The sequence below is a fragment of the Bradyrhizobium yuanmingense genome, from assembly GCF_900094575.1.
In the GTDB taxonomy this organism is placed as follows: domain Bacteria; phylum Pseudomonadota; class Alphaproteobacteria; order Rhizobiales; family Xanthobacteraceae; genus Bradyrhizobium; species Bradyrhizobium yuanmingense.
The window spans coordinates 635,007-652,007 of the sequence record NZ_FMAE01000001.1 but is presented as its reverse complement, the minus strand read 5'-3'; the positions used below and the strand labels follow the sequence as shown (position 1 = coordinate 652,007).

Genomic DNA, 17,001 nt, shown 5'->3' with positions numbered 1-17,001 from the left:
CGTTGGGCCAAAGAATTGCCATGAGTTTTAGCCTGCCGGACTTTCGTCGCAAATGGTCTTGTCGCGGCTATATGTCCGCCGGGGCGGCAATGGTTACCGCTGCGGCGGGGCTGTTGCTGATCGCCGAAAGGGCAGAGGCGCGGAAATATCCTGCGCCGCTCGATATCTTCAACCTTGGAGCACCGAAGCCCCGCGCAACCGTTCGCGCCGCCAGGATTCCGCTGCCGAAGCCGCGTCCCGAGGAGGCCCCCAAAGCGTCGGATGAGGGGGCGGCGCAGGCAGACGGCAAGCCGTCCCCCGACAAGCCAAGTGCGGACAAGCCCGCCGAGGCCGCGCCGCCGCCCGAGAAGCAGGCCTCGGCCTGTCGGCTGGCGCTGACCGAGGAGATCGCGATCGCGCCGTCCATTCCGGATATCCGCGGTCCGGGTGCCTGCGGCGGCGAGGATCTGGTGCGGCTGGAGGCCATCGTGCTGCCGGACAAGCGCAAGGTGACGGTCAAGCCGGCGGCGATCCTCCGCTGCACCATGGCGTCCGCGCTCGCCGATTGGGTGCGCAAGGACATGACGCCGCTGGCGACCAGCCTCGGCTCCGCCGTCAGCGAGCTCGACAATTTCGACAGCTTCGAGTGCCGCGGCCGCAACCGCGTGGCCGGCGCGATGCTGTCCGAGCACGGCAAGGCCAATGCCATCGACATCCGCGCCGTCAAGCTCGCCAATGGGCAGTCGATCGGCCTGACCGACCGCACCACCTCGCGCGAGGTGCGCGAGCGCGTGCTGCACTCGGTCTGCACTCGCTTTTCCACCGTGCTAGGCCCGGGTTCGGACTGGTACCACGAGGACCACATCCATCTCGATCTCGCGCAGCGACGCAACGACTACCGGATTTGCCAATGGAACGTGTGGGATCCGCTGCCTCAGGTCGCACCGCTGCTGCCGGCGGAGCGTCCCGAGGAGGCACCGCCGCGCGAGGTCGCGGCCAAGCCCGAGGCAAAGGAGGGCGCCGACGGCGGTGAGACGGAAAAGCCTGCTGCACCTACGGACAAGCCGGCGGCGGATGGCAACAAAGCCCGATCGCACCAGCCGGCAACAAAAAAGCGCCGGTGAAACCGGCGCTTTTGAAAAGCCTCGGGCAAGGCCTGCTTAGTAGGGTGAGCTGGAACCACCCTGGAGCGCGAGGCGCGGCTTGTAGGGCGAATCGCCGTGCTTCGGCTCGAGCACCACGACGAGGGTGCCGAGTTTGACGCGATCATAGAGATCGATCGCGTCCTCGTTGGTCAGGCGGATGCAGCCTGACGAGATCGAGGCGCCGATATATTCCGGCTGGTTGGTGCCGTGGATGCGGAACAGCGTGTCCTTGCCCCCAGAATGGAGGTACAGCGCGCGGGAGCCCATCGGATTGTCCGGTCCGGGTGCGACATAGGTCGGCACGCCCAAGCGCGAGATTTCGCCGGGGGTGGGGTGCCAGGCTGGCCACTCGGTCTTGCTGGCCACCTTGGCGATGCCCGACCAGGCCATGGCCTCTTCGCCGACAGTGATGCCATAGCGGATCGCTTTGCCGCCCTCCAGCACGTAATAGAGGTAATGGTTGTCGGAATCGACCACGATCGAGCCCGGCGCTTCCTTGCGGTGGAATTCGACAATGGCGCGGCGGAACGGTTCTGCGACCGCGGTATTCTCGTATTTCACCTTGGCAAGGAGTTCTTTGTCCTTGGGCTTGAACGCCTTGGTGTCCGTCGCCTCGTAACGCGTCGTGGCCTGCATGCAGCCCGACAGCATCAGGCCAGCGGCCAAAATCCCAAACATAATTTTCAGCGACGACATGGTTTGGTTCCAATCAAAACAATACCGTGCGGAAGTGACCTGAGCGTAGCGCCCAAGTTCCTCGACTCCGTTAAGCCCATTATGGTTGAAATCTGCCACAATTCCAGCGCTGAAGCCGTTTTCCAGGGCTGTAAGACCCCAGCTGTGGCTTTTCTGCCGCAAATTTGGGGGTGTCGTGCGGGTTTTTTTGGTAAGACGCGCCAGACTGTTCCTCCGGCGCCACAGTTGAGCCCTAGGGCCGCCGCAGATGCAAACGCTCCGTTAATGTTGTTGTCATCGTGAACCTGTCAGAATCGCGCTAAGGGCTGTCGTTCTGTCGCAGGATCTCTGGAGCTTTTGATGTTTTCGGTGTTCGTTCTCTCCGAGACCTCCCTCAAGAAGGCGGTTGTCGAGGATCTCACAGCGCTGCCGGAGAACGCAGTCTGGATCGACCTCGTCAACCCCTCGGCTGCCGAGGACAAGGCGGTCGAGCGGCTGGCGGGCATCGCCATCCCGACCCGGGAAGACATGCAGGAGATCGAGATCTCCAGTCGCCTCTATATGGAGAACGGCGCGCGCTACATGACCGCGACGCTGATGTGCCACTCCGATACCGACATGCCCCGGACCACCGCGGTGACCTTCATCCTTGGCGACCACCGCCTGGTGACGGTCCGCTACGACCTGCCCAAGCCCTTTGCGCTGGTCGAGGCCAAGCTCGCCCGCTCCTGCACGCCCTCGATCACCGGCGAGATGGTGCTGATGGAGCTCCTGGACGCCGTGATCGACCGCTGCGCCGACATTCTGGAGCGCTGCGGCGCGGAGATCGACCAGGTCTCCCACGAGATCTTCGAGCCGGAGAGCGAGCGCCACGGCCACGCAAAGCGATATTCCCAGATTCTGATCTCGATCGGCCGCAAGGGCGACTTGACCTCGAAGGTTCGCGAGAGCCTGGTGTCGATCGGCCGCGTCGTGACGTTCCTGTCCGCCGTGGTCGAGGGCGTGAAGTGGTCGAAGGACATGCGCGAGCAGCTCAAGACCATGCAGCGCGACGTCGCCTCGCTGACCGATCACGCCTCCTATCTCTCCAGCAAGATCACCTTCGTGCTCGACGCCATGCTCGGCGTCGTCAATCTCGAGCAGAACAACATCATCAAGCTGTTTTCGGTCATGGCCGTTGTCCTGATGCCGCCGACCCTGATCGCCTCGATCTACGGCATGAACTTCAAGGTGATGCCGGAACTCGAATGGGTGCACGGTTACCCGATGGCGCTGGTGATGATGCTGATCGCCGCCATCGTTCCCTACTGGATCTTCAAGTGGAAGAAGTGGCTGTAGGATCGTGCGCGAGCAAAGATACCTACCGAGACCTTACGCCGCTCGCATAGACACGATGAATCGTGTCGCAGAATCGATCGGGATTGCGGCGACGCGGTGACGCGTGTGTCATGCCGCAATTCCTCCGGTAAAATTTGAGCGGTGGGCTGAACGTTTGCGCGAAACTTGTCTGCGATAAGCAGGGCGTAGCCGCGAGGAACAGCCATGGTTGAGAAACACATAACGTCGCCCCGCAACGTCATCGATCTGGCGAACTACCGTCAGGTTCTGGCGAGCGGCAAGGCGCCGTCGATGTCGGCACGCATGTGCCGGCACTGTGGTGCTCCGCTGCTCGATGGTGAGAACGACGACGACTGCTCGACTGCATTCAGCACGGCCGCTCCGCGGCCGCGCGAGCGCTCACGTCGGATTCGACTCGATTGAGGAACGGAAGGTAAGGGCGATCCAGGTCTTGCGGCGGCGTTGTCTGGATCGCCTTGCTTCCCTGAGCGGCCATTTCCACTTCCGTCATTGCGAGGAGCCACCCGGTCCCGCCTCCGGCGGGCCGGATGACAGGCTCCGCGACGAAGCAATCCAGACTGTCTTTGCGGAGGCAGTCTGGATTGCTTCGCTTTCGCTCGCAATGACAGTGCCCGCCTACACGTGCTGGCCGCCGTTGATGTGGATCTCGGCGCCGTTGACGTAGGAGCTGGTGTCCGTGCACAGCACGTAGATGATCTTTGCCACTTCGTCGGGCGTGCCGAGGCGGTGCATCGGGATCTGCTGCTCGACGATCTTCTCGGTGCCCGGCGACAGGATCGAGGTGTCGATCTCGCCCGGGGCGATCGCGTTGACGCGGACGCCGATGCGGCCGAAGTCGGAGGCCATCTCGCGCGTCAGCGCTGCGAGCGCGGCCTTCGAGGTGGCGTAGGCCGCGCCTGCGAAGGGGTGCACGCGCGAGCCCGCGATCGAGGTGACGTTCACGACCGACCCCTTGGCGGCCTTCAATTCCTCGATCAGCCCCCGCGCCATCATAATCGGCGCGAAAAAGTTGACATGGAAAACGTGGGTCCAGGTATCGAGGTCGGTGTCGACCGAGCCCAACCGCGAGCCGCCGGCGCCCTTCGGCGAGATCGCGGCGTTGTTGACCAGCGCATGCAGCGTGCCGCCCTCGAGCCGGTTGCGGATCTCCGAGATCGCGCGCGCGGTGTCCTTGGGATCGCCGAGGTCGACCTGGATGTGGTCCTCCGGCCCTGCGTCCCAGGGGCAGTCCTCCGGGAAAGGATGCCGCGAGCAGGTGATGACGCGCCAGCCCGCCGAGGAGAAACGGATCACGGTGGCGTGGCCGATGCCGCGGCTGGCTCCGGTCAGGAGCAGCGTACGGCGCGGCGCATTGGACGAATGCGGCATGGACATCTTTCAGGTCGGCCCAAAGCTTACGGATACATTCGCGTCTTGGACCACGGTTGGCCGGCCGCGTCACGGCGAAATTCAATGCGGTCGTGCAGGCGGAACGGGCGGTCGTGCCAGAACTCGATCCGCACCGGCGTGATGCGCCAGCCGCTCCAGCCCGGCGGCCGCGGCACTTCGCCGATGACGTATTTGGCCGCGACCTTGGCGATGGCCTGCTCGAACGCGAAGCGGCTCTCCAGCTCTTGCGATTGCTTGCTCGCCCAGGCGCCGATCTGGGCCTGCTTCGGTCGCGTCGCGAAATAGGCGTCGGCCTCCGCGTCGGTCACCGGCGTCACGTTGCCGCGGATGCGCACCTGACGGCGCAACGACTTCCAGTGAAAAAGTAACGCTGCCTTAGGATTTGCGGCGAGTTCGCGGCCCTTCTGGCTGGCGATGTGGCTGTAGAAGACGAAACCCTCGGTATCGAAGCCCTTCATCAGCACCATGCGCACATCAGGCAGCCCGTCGGGATCGACCGTTGCGAGCGCCATGGCGTTCGGATCGTTCGGCTCGCTCTTGACCGCTTCGTTCAGCCAGGCCTCGAACAACGCAAATGGCTCGTCGGCAGCGGTGAAATCACCGGATGTTAAGGGTGTCTGGTGTTTCATCGAGGTCGTGTCGGTCATGTCCGGAGTCCGAGTTGCGTCCCGCGGCCCAAAACGCGTTGTTGTCCGCTACCGCCCTATATAGGGCATGGGGACGCGTTGGCCTATCGGCGATCCGGCCGTCCGGCTTCGTCATGACGATGATTCTGATCGGGCTTGGTGCCGGCGGCTGCAGCTTTTCCCGCAACGACGGCAGCGCCTATGCCAAGGCCGAGGACAGCGACCTCACCGGCTCGATCGCGCGGCCGGCGAAGGACGCTCCCCCGACCGAGACCGATCTCGCCTTCACCCGCAACGCCGCCTCTGACGTCCTCAGCAAGGGCGACAAGGATTCCAGCCAGCATTGGGAGAATCCGGAGACAGGGGCGCGCGGCTCGGTGACGCCCATCGCCCAGTCCTATGCCGCCGAGGACGGGCGCAAATGCCGCGACTTCCTTGCGAGCTACGTCAACGGCAATACCGAAAGCTGGCTCCAGGGCGCCGGCTGCCAAAGCGGTCGTGGCCGTTGGGAGATTCATACGCTAAAGCCGTGGCGGAGCTGAGCATGATCCGGAAACGTGGGAACCGGTTTTCCGATCAGACCATGCTCCAAAGATAGAGCTTCAGCTCGCGTTCCTAGTTGCAAAAATGCCACTCTCTTCCCACATCACCCGCAGGTGGGGCGGGGAGCCCTTTGAACAATTCGATTTCTTGAAGGAGACGTGACGAATGCGCGACCCCTATGAGGTCTTGGGGGTGCCGCGGAGCGCCAGCGCTGCCGCGATCAAAAGCGCCTATCGCAAGCTGGCCAAGAAGCACCATCCTGACAGCAACAAGGGTGATCCGAAGGCTGCCGAACGCTTCGCCGAGATCAACTCGGCCAACGAGATCCTCGGCGACGAGGACAAGCGCAAGCAGTTTGACCGGGGCGAGATCGACGCCGAGGGCAAGCCGCGCTTCCAGGGTTTTCCGGGCGGCGGCGGTCCTCGCGGCCGCGCGGGCCCTGGCGGGTTCGAAAGCTATACGTTCCGAAGCGGCGGTGCGGGCGGCCCGGGCGGCGGTGCGTTCGAGGACATCCTCAACAGCATGTTCGGCGGCGGGATGCGCGGCGCACGGCCCGGAGCAGGCGGCGGCGCCCAGTTCGAGTTCGACACTGGCGGCATCGGGCTCGATCTCGACGTCAACGTCGCCATGAGCGTCTCGCTGGAAGAGGCGGTCAAGGGCGGCGAGAAGCGTGTGCGGCTGCCGACTGGCAAGGAGCTCAACGTCAAGATTCCGGCCGGGGTCACCGAGGGCCAGCAGATCAGGCTGCGGGGGCAGGGAGAAAGTGCGCAGGGCCATCCGCCCGGCGATCTCCTGATCACCATCAACATTGCACCGCACCCGTTCTTCAAGGTCGAGGGCGCAGACCTCAGGATCGACCTGCCGGTCACGCTCTACGAGGCGGTGCTCGGCGGCAAGGTCCGCGTGCCGACCCTCGGCAATGCCGTGGAGCTCTCGGTCCCCAAGAACACGTCCAGCGGCCGGACCTTCCGCCTCAAGGGCAAGGGCCTGCCGAAAGCCGGCGGAACCGGAGATCTCTTCGTCATCATCAGGATTATGCTACCGGACGGGAACGACGCCGAGCTTGAAGCATTGATGGAGAAGTGGCGGGACCAACACCCCTACAATCCACGTGGCGGTGTCGGCTAAAGCATGTCCGGAAAAGTGTGGAGCGGTTTTCCGGAAAGATCATGCGCAAACAAAGAGCTAAAGCGCGAGCCATCGCGCTTTAGGGCGAGAGCGAACTGAAGGGGTTCTCCTAAAGGACCACGGCATCGTCCTGGAGATGATGCCCATCATACGCCTGAGGCGTGGTAGCGCTTCATGGTCTCGACGTGTCGGCTGTCCGGCGGGGCAGCCGATAAAAAGGTGCGGCCTCGAGAGGGGGACCAGCGCGGTACCAAAAACCCCAATCGAGGCCGCCCGCGTCGATCGGCGGATCGAACGCCACTCATAATCGCGTGAGCACCCGGTGCGATAATGAGACGTGTCGATGTCCTGATTCCAAATTTTCGATGACGGAATCTGGGCACTGGCCTTGCGCGGTTGTCTAGGTGCCGTTTTTCTCTGCTTGGTCGTAGACGGCCTGCGCCACCTTGGTCAGCCGCTCGCGATCGCTGCTGCCGCTGACGACGTAGCCGACGCCGCGCTCGGACCAGAACAACGCGCCGTCCTTGTCCGTCTTGGCGTAGCGCATTTGCGTTGCACCATTCTCGGTCTTGGCGCTGTAGATGGTGTACCGTTCGCCCGAAGCGCCCTCGTACATCAGGAACGACGCCGGACCGTTCGGTCCCGGCAGAAGCCGGCCGCCGACCAGCTTCAGCCCGCTCGCCTCCAGGTTCGGCGCGAACACGGTCCAGCCGCAGCGCCGGGTCAGCCAGGCCTGCAAGTGATCGCGCTCGTTGCCGCCGACCTCAACGGGGTGGCGGACCTCGACGACATAGAGGCGGTGGGCGTCGAGTGCGTCCGCCGTAAAGCTCCGGAAGGTCGAAGGCGCGTTGGCGGCGCCATGCGCCACCCAACCGGCGGTGCCGCCGGCGACGAAGGCGACCAGCACGGCCGCGGCGGCGCCATAAAACCATTGCCGCGGGCGGCGCTCCAGCCTCTCGAGCTCGAGCCGTGCGGGCACCCGTTCATGGGCAATCGCATCGTAACGGGCGTGCAGCATCTCGGCCATCGTCCGCCAGGATTGCACCCGCTCGGCGTCCTCGGGGTGGGCGGCAAGAAAGGCCTCGACGTCGGCGCGTCGCTCGGCCGGCAACTCGCCGTCGACATAGGCGTGCAGTTCGTCCTCGGTTACTGGAATCTTGCGGTCGTTCATATCGGTCGTCTCTGGCTCTGCGGCCCAAAATGTCTTCTGCGAGTTAGCTTCGCGCAGCTCACTATCCGGCTGCGGGCGGAGATCGTTCGATGCATCGACCCGGCCATCATTTCACCCGCCTGAGCGCCGTACGCTCGCCCTCCAGCGAGGCTTTGACGTGGGCTCTTGCGCGCGCCAGGCGCGACATCACGGTGCCGATCGGCACGCCCTGGATGTCGGCAACCTCGCGGTAGCTCATGCCTTCCAGCATCACCAGCAGCAGCACCGAACGCTGCTCCTCGACGAGAGTAGCCAGTGCCTTCTCGATGTCGCGTCCTTCGGCCTCGGTCCCGCTGGCATCGGGGTTGTTGTCCGTCAGCGGCATGAATTGCGGCCGCCTTGCCAGCGAGCGCCGCCGGTTCTTGTTGAGGTTGGTCAGGATCGTATAGAGCCAGCTCCTGACGTCGCCTCCGAGAAACAGCCGCTCCGAACGCAGCGCGCGTACCAACGTATCCTGGACCAGATCGTCGGCCGCATCCGCATCGCGTGTGAGCGCGCGGGCGTAGCGGCGCAACGCCGGGATCATGGCTTCCACACTCTGGCGAAACGCACTCATTGCGGTCCTGACATCCCTGGCGTTCGACGCGCGCCTATAGCGATCATAACACCCAAGCGGAACGGCTATTCCGGCACTCGAAACAGCGTTAATGCTGCGGATTAGGGCTGTACCGCGAGGGAGGGCTGGTGTACCTCCAGACCTCAACGAGAGTTCGACGGGACGTGCAAAAATGGCGCAGAATTCGGGTCTGATGCAAGGAAAGCGCGGGGTCATCCTCGGCGTCGCCAACAACCGCTCGATCGCCTGGGGAATCGCCAAGGCATGCCACGCCGCTGGCGCCGAGCTCGCCTTCACCTATCAGGGCGATGCGCTGAAGAAGCGCGTCGAGCCGCTCGCCGCCGAGATCGGCGGCCTCGTGCTCGGCCATTGCGACGTCACCGATGCCGCGACCATCGATGCCGTCTTCGCTGTGCTGAAGGAGAAATGGGGCAAGATCGACTTCCTCGTGCATGCGATCGCCTATGGCGAGCAGCTCGACGGCCGCTACGTCGACACCACGCAGGAGAATTTTTCGAAGTCGATGCTGATCTCCTGCTATTCGTTCACGGCGGTGGCGCAGCGCGCCGAGAAGCTGATGACGGATGGCGGCTCGCTGATCACGCTCTCCTATTACGGCGCCGAGAAGTGGATGCCGCACTACAACGTCATGGGCGTGGCCAAGGCGGCGCTGGAAGCCAGCGTGCGCTATCTCGCCGCCGATCTCGGCGAGAAGAACATTCGCGTCAACGCGATCTCGGCAGGTCCCATCAAGACGCTGGCGGCGTCCGGCATCGGCGACTTCCGCTATATCCTGAAGTGGAACGAGACCAATGCGCCGATGCGGCGCAACGTCTCCACCGAAGACGTCGGCGGCAGCGCGCTGTATTTCCTCTCCGACCTCTCGCGCGGCGTCACCGGCGAGGTGCACCACGTCGATTCCGGCTATCACGTGCTCGGCATGAAGCGGCCGGATGCGCCTGATATCTCGCTTGGCGGGAAGGACTAGCCTCTAACTGAAATGCCCAGGCCTACGATCTACTATCTTCGCCACGGCGAGACCGAGTGGAATGCGCTCGGCAGGCTTCAGGGCACCAGGGACATTCCGTTGAACGCGCGCGGCCGCAGCCAGGCCGTGCAGGCCGGCGGCATTCTCGCCGACCTGTTCAAGCGCGACGGGCGCGACAAGGCCGCGCTGGCTTACGTGTCGAGCCCGCTCGGCCGTGCGCGCCAGACCATGGAGCTCGCGCGCGGCAAGCTCGAACTGCCGCCTGCCGATTACGCGCTCGACGATCGTCTGCGCGAGATCGGCTACGGCACCTGGGAGGGGCTGACGCTGGCCGAGAGCGAGGCGAAGGATCCGGACATCTATGCGAGGCGCCTCGCCGACAAATGGACCGTGGGGCCTGCGGGTGGGGAGACCTACGCCGACGTGCAGGTCCGCGTGCGCGCCTGGTACGACGAGCTCCGGACCGACACCGTCGCGGTCGCCCATGGCGGGACCTGCCGGGCCCTGATGGTGTCCCTGGGGCTAGAGACCCCCGCCGGCGCCGCCGAGCTCTATATCGAGCAGGGCGCCGTCTACGTGTTCCGCGACGGGCGGCTGGAGAAGTTCAGTTAAGGGCGGCGCGTTGCCCCACCCTCGCCGTCATGCCCGGGCTCGTCCCGGGCATCCACGGACTTTTGCGCTCGCGGCGGACGAGAACGTGGATGGCCGGGACAAGCGCGGCCATGACGACTGTGGCGGGCATTTGACCCTCATTTCAGGGCGCGTTACGACAGTTACGACACAAGTCAGAACTGACTTACGAGCCAGATACGGATGTCCTTCAACACTTTCGGCCACATGTTCCGCGTCACAACCTTCGGCGAGAGTCATGGGGTGGCGATCGGCTGCGTGGTTGACGGCTGCCCGCCGATGATCCCGCTCACCGAGGCCGACATCCAGCGGGATCTCGACCGGCGCCGTCCCGGCCAGTCGCGCTTCACCACCCAGCGCCAGGAGCCGGACCAGGTGAAGATCCTGTCCGGCGTGATGGCCCATCCCGAGACCGGCGCTCAGGTGACGACGGGCACGCCAATCGGCCTTCTGATCGAGAACACCGACCAGCGCTCGAAGGATTATTCCGAGATCAAGGACAAGTTTCGTCCCGGTCATGCCGACTTCACCTATGAGGCGAAGTACGGCCTGCGCGATTATCGCGGCGGCGGGCGCTCCTCGGCGCGCGAGACCGCGATGCGCGTTGCCGCAGGCGCCATCGCGCGGAAAGTGCTGCCGGATGTGAAGGTGCGAGGCGCCCTGGTGCAGATCGGCCCGCACAAGATCGACCGCGACAAGTGGGACTGGGACGAGGTCGCCAAGAATCCCTTCTTCTGTCCCGACAAGGACAAGGCCGCGTTCTTCGAGACCTATCTCGATGGCATCCGCAAAAGCGGCTCCTCGATCGGCGCCGTGATCGAGGTCGTCGCCGAGGGCGTGCCGGCAGGTCTCGGCGCGCCGATCTACGCCAAGCTCGATTCCGATCTGGCGGGCGCGATGATGACCATCAACGCGGTGAAGGGCGTCGAGATCGGCGCCGGTTTTGGTGCGGCAGAACTGACGGGCGAACAGAACGCCGACGAGATGCGCTCCGGCAATGACGGCACGCGCTTCCTCTCCAACCACGCCGGCGGCGTGCTGGGCGGTATCTCCACCGGGCAGCCCGTGGTGGTACGTTTCGCGGTGAAGCCGACCTCGTCGATCCTGCAGCCGCGTCTCACCGTCGATCGGCAAGGCACCGAGACCGAGATATTCACCAAGGGCCGCCACGATCCCTGCGTCGGCATTCGCGCCGTCCCCGTCGGCGAGGCCATGATGGCCTGCGTGCTGGCCGATCACTTCCTGCGCGATCGCGGACAGGTCGGGCGTTGAACTCGCGGTACTAGTCCACCGCGCAGCTTGACGGCCCCGCAACTTCGTCCGCAAATGCGGCCATGAACAGCTCCGAGCTTCAGCGCATCACCAACTGGCTGATCGACGGCACTTGGGCGGCTCAGGAGCCGGCCGTAGGGATTGCCGATTTCTGCGAACGTCTGATCGCGGCGGGCCTGCCGCTGTGGCGGTTCGGCATCTTCATCCGCACGCTGCATCCCGAAGTCTTCGGCCGCAACTTCATCTGGCGGCAGGGCGAGGGAGTTGAAATCGGCAGCGTCGATTTTGAGATCCTGGACACGCCCCAATTCGCCCACAGCCCGCTTCGCGTGGTTTTCGAGCAGGGCATCGAGGTCAGGGGCCGCGCAGGCGACCCCGACAGCAAGCGATTTCCGTTCCTCGAGGACATGCACGCCGAAGGCGCGACCGATTATATCGCGGTGCCGGTGCCTTTTCTCGACGGCTCCATTCACGCGACGAGCTGGATCACGCGGCAGCCCGGCGGCTTCAGCGACGACGACATCGCAGCCATCCGAGCTCTCATAGCGCCTCTCGCACGCATCAGCGAGATCATCACTATGCGCCGCACCGCCGAGATGCTGCTCGACACCTATGTCGGTAATCGCGCCGGCGCGCGCATCCTCGGCGGCCAGATCCGCCGCGGTCACAACGACACCATGCAGGCGGCGATCTGGCTGTCGGACCTGCGCGGCTTCACCGCGCTGTCGGACCGGCTGCCGCCCGAGACGGTTGTCCAGATCCTCAATCATTATTTCGACTGCCAAGTCACGGCGATCCGAGACCATGGCGGCGAGGTGCTGAAGTTCATGGGCGACGGCCTGCTCGCCGTGTTCCCGATCGACGAATATGTCGGCGATGCCGCTCATGTCTGCGCGCAGGTGCTGGAGGCGGCGCGCGACTCGCGCGCCAGCGTCGAGGCGCTCGCCTTTCCGGTGGGCGAGGCCGTCGAGCGCTTCCGCTTCGGCGTCGCGCTGCATGTCGGCAACATCCTTTACGGCAATATCGGCGGCGGCAACCGCCTCGACTTCACCTGCATCGGCCCGGCGGTCAATCTCGCGGCAAGGCTGGAGAAGATCGCGGGGCGCCTGGGGCGGACCGTCGTCGCCTCGGAAGGTTTTGCCAATGTCTGCCGCCATGATTGGCACCAGCTCGGCGAGTTTCCGATCGCAGGATTTTCCAAGGCGCAGCGCGTCTACGGGCTGGCGGAGGAGACGCCGGTGGTGATGGCGCGATGTGCACTGAGCTGAAGGCCATTCATCGTCGCAGGATGAAGCCTATTCCTCCGGCTCCGTCGTGAACAATAGCGGATAGCCCTTGGCGCGGCCGGCGTCGGTGGCGCGCGTTGCCTTGGTTTCGGCGACGTCCTTGGTGAATACGGCCACCACGCAGGCGCCCAGCTTGTGCGCGGTGATCATCACCTTGTAGGCCTGATCCTCGGTCATGCGGAATTCGGCCTTCAGCACCATGGTGACGAATTCACGCGGCGTGTAGTCGTCGTTGATCAGGATGACCTTGTGGAGCTTCGGCCGCTCGACCTTGGTCCTGGTCCTGGTTTTCGGTTTGGTGACGGTGTCGTTCATCGTGTCCCGAAACGCCCTGGCTCGAATGAGCCACCAGCCATCATACCGCAGGAGCGGGGAGCGCTCCAAGATATGCGGCCGCTCGCCACTATGCCGTCGCGGCTGGGCAGGAATGCACGACTTGCGCCTGCGCGAGTTACGGAAGTGCGCGAACGAGCTGTAATGCGGCGATCAGAGCGCCCACCGACAGCACGACCGACGCAATCATGTAGGCGGCAGATGCCCATGTCTGGCCGCGCTCGATCAGATACCAGGCATCCAGCGAGAACGTCGAGAACGTCGTGTATCCGCCACAAACTCCGACCGTCAGAAACATCCGCGCGGCCTGCGGCAGGTTCCATTTGGTCGCGAACAGCGCGGTAAAAATGCCGATCAGGAACGATCCGGTGACGTTGACGATCAGCGTGCCCCACGGAAAATCCGTACCGAACGCGCGGCCCGACCCGATCGCAACGAGATAGCGTATGACCGCGCCGAGCGCTCCGCCGCCGGCAACGGCGAGGATGTATTGAATGTTCAATGTCTCGTTCCCCACTTCGCCATTTGCTTCACTTGCCCTCGGTGGCCAGACCTTTGCCGACGGCGAGCAGCCCCACCAGCGAAACCAGCGCGAATCCAAGCCCGGCAAGAAACGTTCCCGCCGGTCCATAGGCGTCCCACAGCGCACCCGCGATCACGCTCGCAGCCAGCAAGGCAAGCCCGGTGAACAGGTTGAAATAGCCGAAGGCGGTGCCGCGCAGGCTTGGCGGGGCGGCATCGGCGACCATGGCCGAGAGCAGGCCCTGCGTCAGTCCCATATGGAGTCCCCACAGCACGACTCCGAGCGCGAGGCCCGCAAGGCTCGGGAGCAGCGCCAGCGCGAGGTCGGCCGCGGCGAGGAAGACCAGGCCGAGCGCGAGCAGGCCGGTCCGGTTGATCCGGTCCGACAGCACGCCGGCCGGATAGGCCGACAGTGCATAGGCGACGTTCATCAGCACCAGTACAGCCGGCACCCACATCACGTCGAGCCCGATGTTCTGTGCGCGCAAGATTAGGAAGGCCTCGCTGAAGCGCGCGAGCGTGAACACGACGCCCACGGCGACGACGCGCCAATAGACCGCTCCGAGCTGGCGCATTGCGGCGAGATTGAGCGGATTTTCCGCACGTTTCCGGCTCGGATCGGGCTCCGGCTCCTTCACCGCGAACGCGATCAGCCCGAAGGACAGGAAGGCCGGCAGCACCGCCACCCAGAACACGAGGGTAAAATTGTCGGCCGTCCACCACATCAGGCCGATGGCCACGAGCGGCCCGACGAAGGCGCCGATCGTGTCGAGCGATTGCCGCAGGCCAAAGCTCGCGCCGCGCAGGCCGACCGGGGCGATATCGGCGATCAGCGCATCGCGCGGCGCGCCGCGAATGCCCTTGCCGACTCGATCGATGAAGCGCGCCGCTACCAGCCATCCGACGCTGGGCGCGAGCGGGAACAGCGGCTTGGTGAAGGCGGCCAGCCCATAGCCGAGCGCGGCGAGCAGCTTGCGGCGGCCGAGCCAGTCCGACAGCGCACCGGAGAAGATCTTGGTGATCGAGGCGGTCGCCTCGGCAATGCCCTCGATGAAGCCGACGGTGAGGGTGGAGGCGCCGAGCACGGTGACGAGATAGACCGGCAGCAGCGCGTGGATCATCTCGGAGGAGATGTCCATGAACATCGAGACAAAGCCGAGCACCCAGATCCCTCTGGGCAGTGTGGTACGTACGGCATTCGGTGTCGTCATCGTCACGTCTTCGTGGTCCCCTCGCATTCGCCTGCCGGCCGCCAGCAGGCAACAAAAAACCCGCCATCGGCGGGTGTGTCCATGCTCCCGCCAAAGGCAGAGGCCCAAGATTGCCTCTCCTCGAGCAGGAGTCATCAGCCCATGAGGTCATCGATCGCCGGGCGGTTGTCGGGGGACTCCATCCCCATCTGCGACCAACCTAGCATGGAAATCGTGCCGGACAAGTGGGCGGGGTCGCGTGCCTCCGCCGGGAGCTGGATTCCGGGCCCTCGCTTCGCGAGTCCCGGAACGACGGCTCTTGAGATCGCCCCTGTTCCCGACGCAAGCGCGGCAACATGGCGGCAGACTTGCGTAACGTGTGAATTCCTAACTCGAATGTGAAGCACAAGCGATCTTCGGCCTTTGCGGCAAGCCGATTGCATGTCACCATCGCGTCATACGACGGGAGACTGCGATGCGTTTGCTGTTCTCGATCGGGGCTGTGCTGGTGGCCGGCATGTTCGCCGGAGGGGACGTCGCGGGCATCGCGGCACCAGGACCCAAATTCGAATCGCCCAGAACTCAACCGCAGCGGCTTGCGGCCGACAAGGACGCGCAGAGCGTCGATGTCGAGCTGATCCTCGCGGTCGACGTGTCCTACTCGATGGACATGGACGAGCTCGCGATCCAGCGCGAGGGCTATGCACAGGCGATCCAGTCGAAGGAGTTCCTGCAGGCGCTGAAGCTCGGCCCGAACGGCCGCATCGCAGTGACCTATTTCGAGTGGGCCGCCTCCAGCGACCAGAAGATCATCATTCCCTGGCGGCTGATCGATGGTCCGGAGACGGCGGACGCGGTTGCCGCCGAGATCATGAAGACGCCGATCCGGCGCGCTTCGCGCACCTCGATATCAGGCGCGATCAACTTCGCGATGCCGCTGTTCGACGAGGATCCCTATCGCGGCCTGCGCCGCGTCATCGACATTTCCGGCGACGGTCCGAACAACAATGGCGGCCCGGTCACGATGGCGCGTGACGCCGCGCTGGAGAAAGGCATCGTCATCAACGGCCTGCCGATCATGGTCAAGGAGCCGTCCTATTCGACCATGGATATCGACAATCTCGATCTTTATTACGAGGACTGCGTCATCGGAGGGCCGGGGTCCTTCGTCATCACGATCAAGGAGCGCGACAAGTTCAAGGAAGCGATCCGCACCAAGCTGCTGATGGAAATCGCCGGCCGCACCCCGGAGCGGCCCGTGATGCCGGTTGCCGACAAGGAGCCGCGCGTCAATTGCCTCATCGGCGAGAAGATCTGGTCCGATCGCTGGGGGCGGTGAGGGGGCGGTTTTCTCCGGTGGCATCACGCCAGTTCCGGCTGAGATCTTTTGCCCGCCCGGCCGACGCGCGCGCTTAACGGCTCGTTAACGGGTGCGTGGCCCTAATCGCATCGTTACTGTTCGTTCCCGCCGGCATCCTGACCTGCCCAAGCCAGCGAAAGCGGGTTTGTCAGGCCCGTCCGAGCAATCCAATGGCCATCGTCACATCGAGCACCAGCCAGATTTCGCCCGCCAACGAGCGGCTGTATCGCCAGAGCGCTCTGCTCGGTGACTGGAAGGGCAATTGGGTGGGCAACAACCAGCCCGTCGGCTTCAAGGTCGTCAACATCCGCGGCGCCCGGGCGCAGGTCGAGTACACCCACAACGGACGCACCGAGCGCGGCTTCGGCGAGGTTCAGGGCACGCTCATCACCTTCGGCGGGGTCACGGTCGGCACCAAGGACGGCAAGAACATGGTGATGCTGTTCTCGTTCGGGGGCGTCGGCAAGCAGACTGCAAATCTGCAAAAGCAGGACCCGCCCGCGTCCGACAGCCGCCTGATGGGAAGCTGGGGCGGCTATTCCAGCGAGAACGGCAAGAGCGCGAGCTTCAAGGTGCTGTCCGTCAATGGCAAGGAGGCCGAGGTCAGCGTCACCACCGACGGCGTCACCCGCAAGGGCACCGGCTTCGTCTACAAGAACGTCATCATGTTCGGACAGACGCAGATCGCAAGCGACGACGGGCAGAACGGCAAGATCATCTACCAGGTCGGCACCAAATCCTTCATGGTGCCGGTGACGAAATATCCGCCGGCGGATTCGTCGTCTTCGGTCGACAAGACCGCATAACCCT

The 17,001-nt window shown here is 64.4% G+C and carries 19 protein-coding genes and 1 riboswitch; of the genes, 11 read left to right on the top strand and 8 right to left on the bottom strand.

Annotated features, from left to right (window positions below; all coding sequences use genetic code 11):
• Positions 1-20 precede the first annotated feature (20 nt).
• Positions 21-1,103 carry an extensin family protein gene (locus tag GA0061099_RS02910; protein WP_036031034.1) on the top strand — a complete coding sequence of 361 codons (1,083 nt, stop codon included), beginning with the start codon at positions 21-23 and terminating at the stop codon, positions 1,101-1,103.
• Positions 1,104-1,139: 36 nt separating this feature from the next.
• On the opposite strand, the gene GA0061099_RS02905 is transcribed toward GA0061099_RS02910, so the two are convergent.
• Positions 1,140-1,820: a L,D-transpeptidase gene (locus GA0061099_RS02905; RefSeq protein WP_036031037.1), complete on the bottom strand. Its 681-nt coding sequence runs from the start codon at positions 1,818-1,820 to the stop codon at positions 1,140-1,142.
• 339 nt (positions 1,821-2,159) lie between these two features.
• Here GA0061099_RS02905 and GA0061099_RS02900 point away from each other — a divergent pair, with 339 nt between their 5' ends.
• Together GA0061099_RS02900 and GA0061099_RS02895 are read left to right on the top strand one after the other, a co-directional pair.
• Positions 2,160-3,137, top strand: coding sequence for a magnesium transporter CorA family protein (locus GA0061099_RS02900; RefSeq protein WP_036004038.1), 978 nt, complete (start codon positions 2,160-2,162; stop codon positions 3,135-3,137).
• A 204-nt stretch (positions 3,138-3,341) separates the two neighbouring features.
• Positions 3,342-3,560: a hypothetical protein gene (locus tag GA0061099_RS02895; RefSeq protein ID WP_035696491.1), complete on the top strand. Its 219-nt coding sequence runs from the start codon at positions 3,342-3,344 to the stop codon at positions 3,558-3,560.
• Positions 3,561-3,773: 213 nt separating this feature from the next.
• On the opposite strand, the gene GA0061099_RS02890 is transcribed toward GA0061099_RS02895, so the two are convergent.
• Together GA0061099_RS02890 and pdxH are read right to left on the bottom strand one after the other, a co-directional pair.
• Positions 3,774-4,526, bottom strand: a complete 753-nt coding sequence (locus GA0061099_RS02890) for an SDR family NAD(P)-dependent oxidoreductase (RefSeq protein ID WP_036004050.1) — start codon at positions 4,524-4,526, stop codon at positions 3,774-3,776.
• Positions 4,527-4,552: 26 nt separating this feature from the next.
• Positions 4,553-5,194 carry a pyridoxamine 5'-phosphate oxidase gene (gene pdxH, locus GA0061099_RS02885; RefSeq protein ID WP_036004041.1) on the bottom strand — a complete coding sequence of 214 codons (642 nt, stop codon included), beginning with the start codon at positions 5,192-5,194 and terminating at the stop codon, positions 4,553-4,555.
• A 113-nt stretch (positions 5,195-5,307) separates the two neighbouring features.
• Here pdxH and GA0061099_RS02880 point away from each other — a divergent pair, with 113 nt between their 5' ends.
• Together GA0061099_RS02880 and GA0061099_RS02875 are read left to right on the top strand one after the other, a co-directional pair.
• A complete protein-coding gene (locus GA0061099_RS02880) occupies positions 5,308-5,715 on the top strand; it encodes an RT0821/Lpp0805 family surface protein (protein WP_036004044.1) in 408 nt (135 codons plus the stop codon).
• Positions 5,716-5,881: 166 nt separating this feature from the next.
• Positions 5,882-6,844 (top strand): DnaJ C-terminal domain-containing protein, encoded by a 963-nt coding sequence (locus GA0061099_RS02875; RefSeq protein WP_036031040.1) that lies wholly within the window; start codon positions 5,882-5,884, stop codon positions 6,842-6,844.
• A gap of 400 nt (positions 6,845-7,244) precedes the next feature.
• On the opposite strand, the gene GA0061099_RS02870 is transcribed toward GA0061099_RS02875, so the two are convergent.
• Together GA0061099_RS02870 and GA0061099_RS02865 are read right to left on the bottom strand one after the other, a co-directional pair.
• Positions 7,245-8,015 carry an anti-sigma factor family protein gene (locus GA0061099_RS02870; RefSeq protein WP_036031043.1) on the bottom strand — a complete coding sequence of 257 codons (771 nt, stop codon included), beginning with the start codon at positions 8,013-8,015 and terminating at the stop codon, positions 7,245-7,247.
• 106 nt (positions 8,016-8,121) lie between these two features.
• Complete coding sequence (locus tag GA0061099_RS02865; RefSeq protein WP_036004059.1) at positions 8,122-8,610, bottom strand: RNA polymerase sigma factor; 489 nt, start codon at positions 8,608-8,610, stop codon at positions 8,122-8,124.
• Between the two features lie 172 nt (positions 8,611-8,782).
• On the opposite strand from GA0061099_RS02865, the gene fabI reads away from it, so the two are divergent.
• From fabI to GA0061099_RS02845, 4 genes are all read left to right on the top strand, one after another.
• A complete protein-coding gene (gene fabI / locus GA0061099_RS02860) occupies positions 8,783-9,598 on the top strand; it encodes an enoyl-ACP reductase FabI (protein WP_018648668.1) in 816 nt (271 codons plus the stop codon).
• Positions 9,599-9,610: 12 nt separating this feature from the next.
• The gene (locus tag GA0061099_RS02855) at positions 9,611-10,210 is read left to right on the top strand and encodes a histidine phosphatase family protein (RefSeq protein ID WP_074447525.1); all 600 of its coding nucleotides are present in this window, start codon (positions 9,611-9,613) and stop codon (positions 10,208-10,210) included.
• Between the two features lie 201 nt (positions 10,211-10,411).
• Complete coding sequence (aroC, locus tag GA0061099_RS02850) at positions 10,412-11,500, top strand: chorismate synthase (RefSeq protein ID WP_036026145.1); 1,089 nt, start codon at positions 10,412-10,414, stop codon at positions 11,498-11,500.
• 62 nt (positions 11,501-11,562) lie between these two features.
• Positions 11,563-12,768 carry an adenylate/guanylate cyclase domain-containing protein gene (locus GA0061099_RS02845; protein ID WP_036026144.1) on the top strand — a complete coding sequence of 402 codons (1,206 nt, stop codon included), beginning with the start codon at positions 11,563-11,565 and terminating at the stop codon, positions 12,766-12,768.
• 27 nt (positions 12,769-12,795) lie between these two features.
• Here the strand turns inward: GA0061099_RS02845 and clpS are convergent, their stop codons facing one another.
• The 3 genes from clpS to GA0061099_RS02830 form a co-directional block, all read right to left on the bottom strand.
• Positions 12,796-13,101 (bottom strand): ATP-dependent Clp protease adapter ClpS, encoded by a 306-nt coding sequence (gene clpS / locus GA0061099_RS02840; RefSeq protein ID WP_036004073.1) that lies wholly within the window; start codon positions 13,099-13,101, stop codon positions 12,796-12,798.
• Between the two features lie 136 nt (positions 13,102-13,237).
• On the bottom strand, positions 13,238-13,621 hold the full coding sequence (crcB, locus tag GA0061099_RS02835; protein WP_036026142.1) for a fluoride efflux transporter CrcB: 384 nt from the start codon (positions 13,619-13,621) through the stop codon (positions 13,238-13,240).
• 28 nt (positions 13,622-13,649) lie between these two features.
• A complete protein-coding gene (locus tag GA0061099_RS02830) occupies positions 13,650-14,852 on the bottom strand; it encodes an MFS transporter (protein WP_057027003.1) in 1,203 nt (400 codons plus the stop codon).
• A 118-nt stretch (positions 14,853-14,970) separates the two neighbouring features.
• Positions 14,971-15,047, bottom strand: a riboswitch (Fluoride riboswitch).
• Between the two features lie 259 nt (positions 15,048-15,306).
• On the opposite strand from GA0061099_RS02830, the gene GA0061099_RS02825 reads away from it, so the two are divergent.
• Together GA0061099_RS02825 and GA0061099_RS02820 are read left to right on the top strand one after the other, a co-directional pair.
• A complete protein-coding gene (locus tag GA0061099_RS02825) occupies positions 15,307-16,170 on the top strand; it encodes a DUF1194 domain-containing protein (RefSeq protein WP_036004084.1) in 864 nt (287 codons plus the stop codon).
• A gap of 191 nt (positions 16,171-16,361) precedes the next feature.
• Positions 16,362-16,997, top strand: coding sequence for a hypothetical protein (locus GA0061099_RS02820; protein WP_036004087.1), 636 nt, complete (start codon positions 16,362-16,364; stop codon positions 16,995-16,997).
• Positions 16,998-17,001 lie beyond the last annotated feature (4 nt).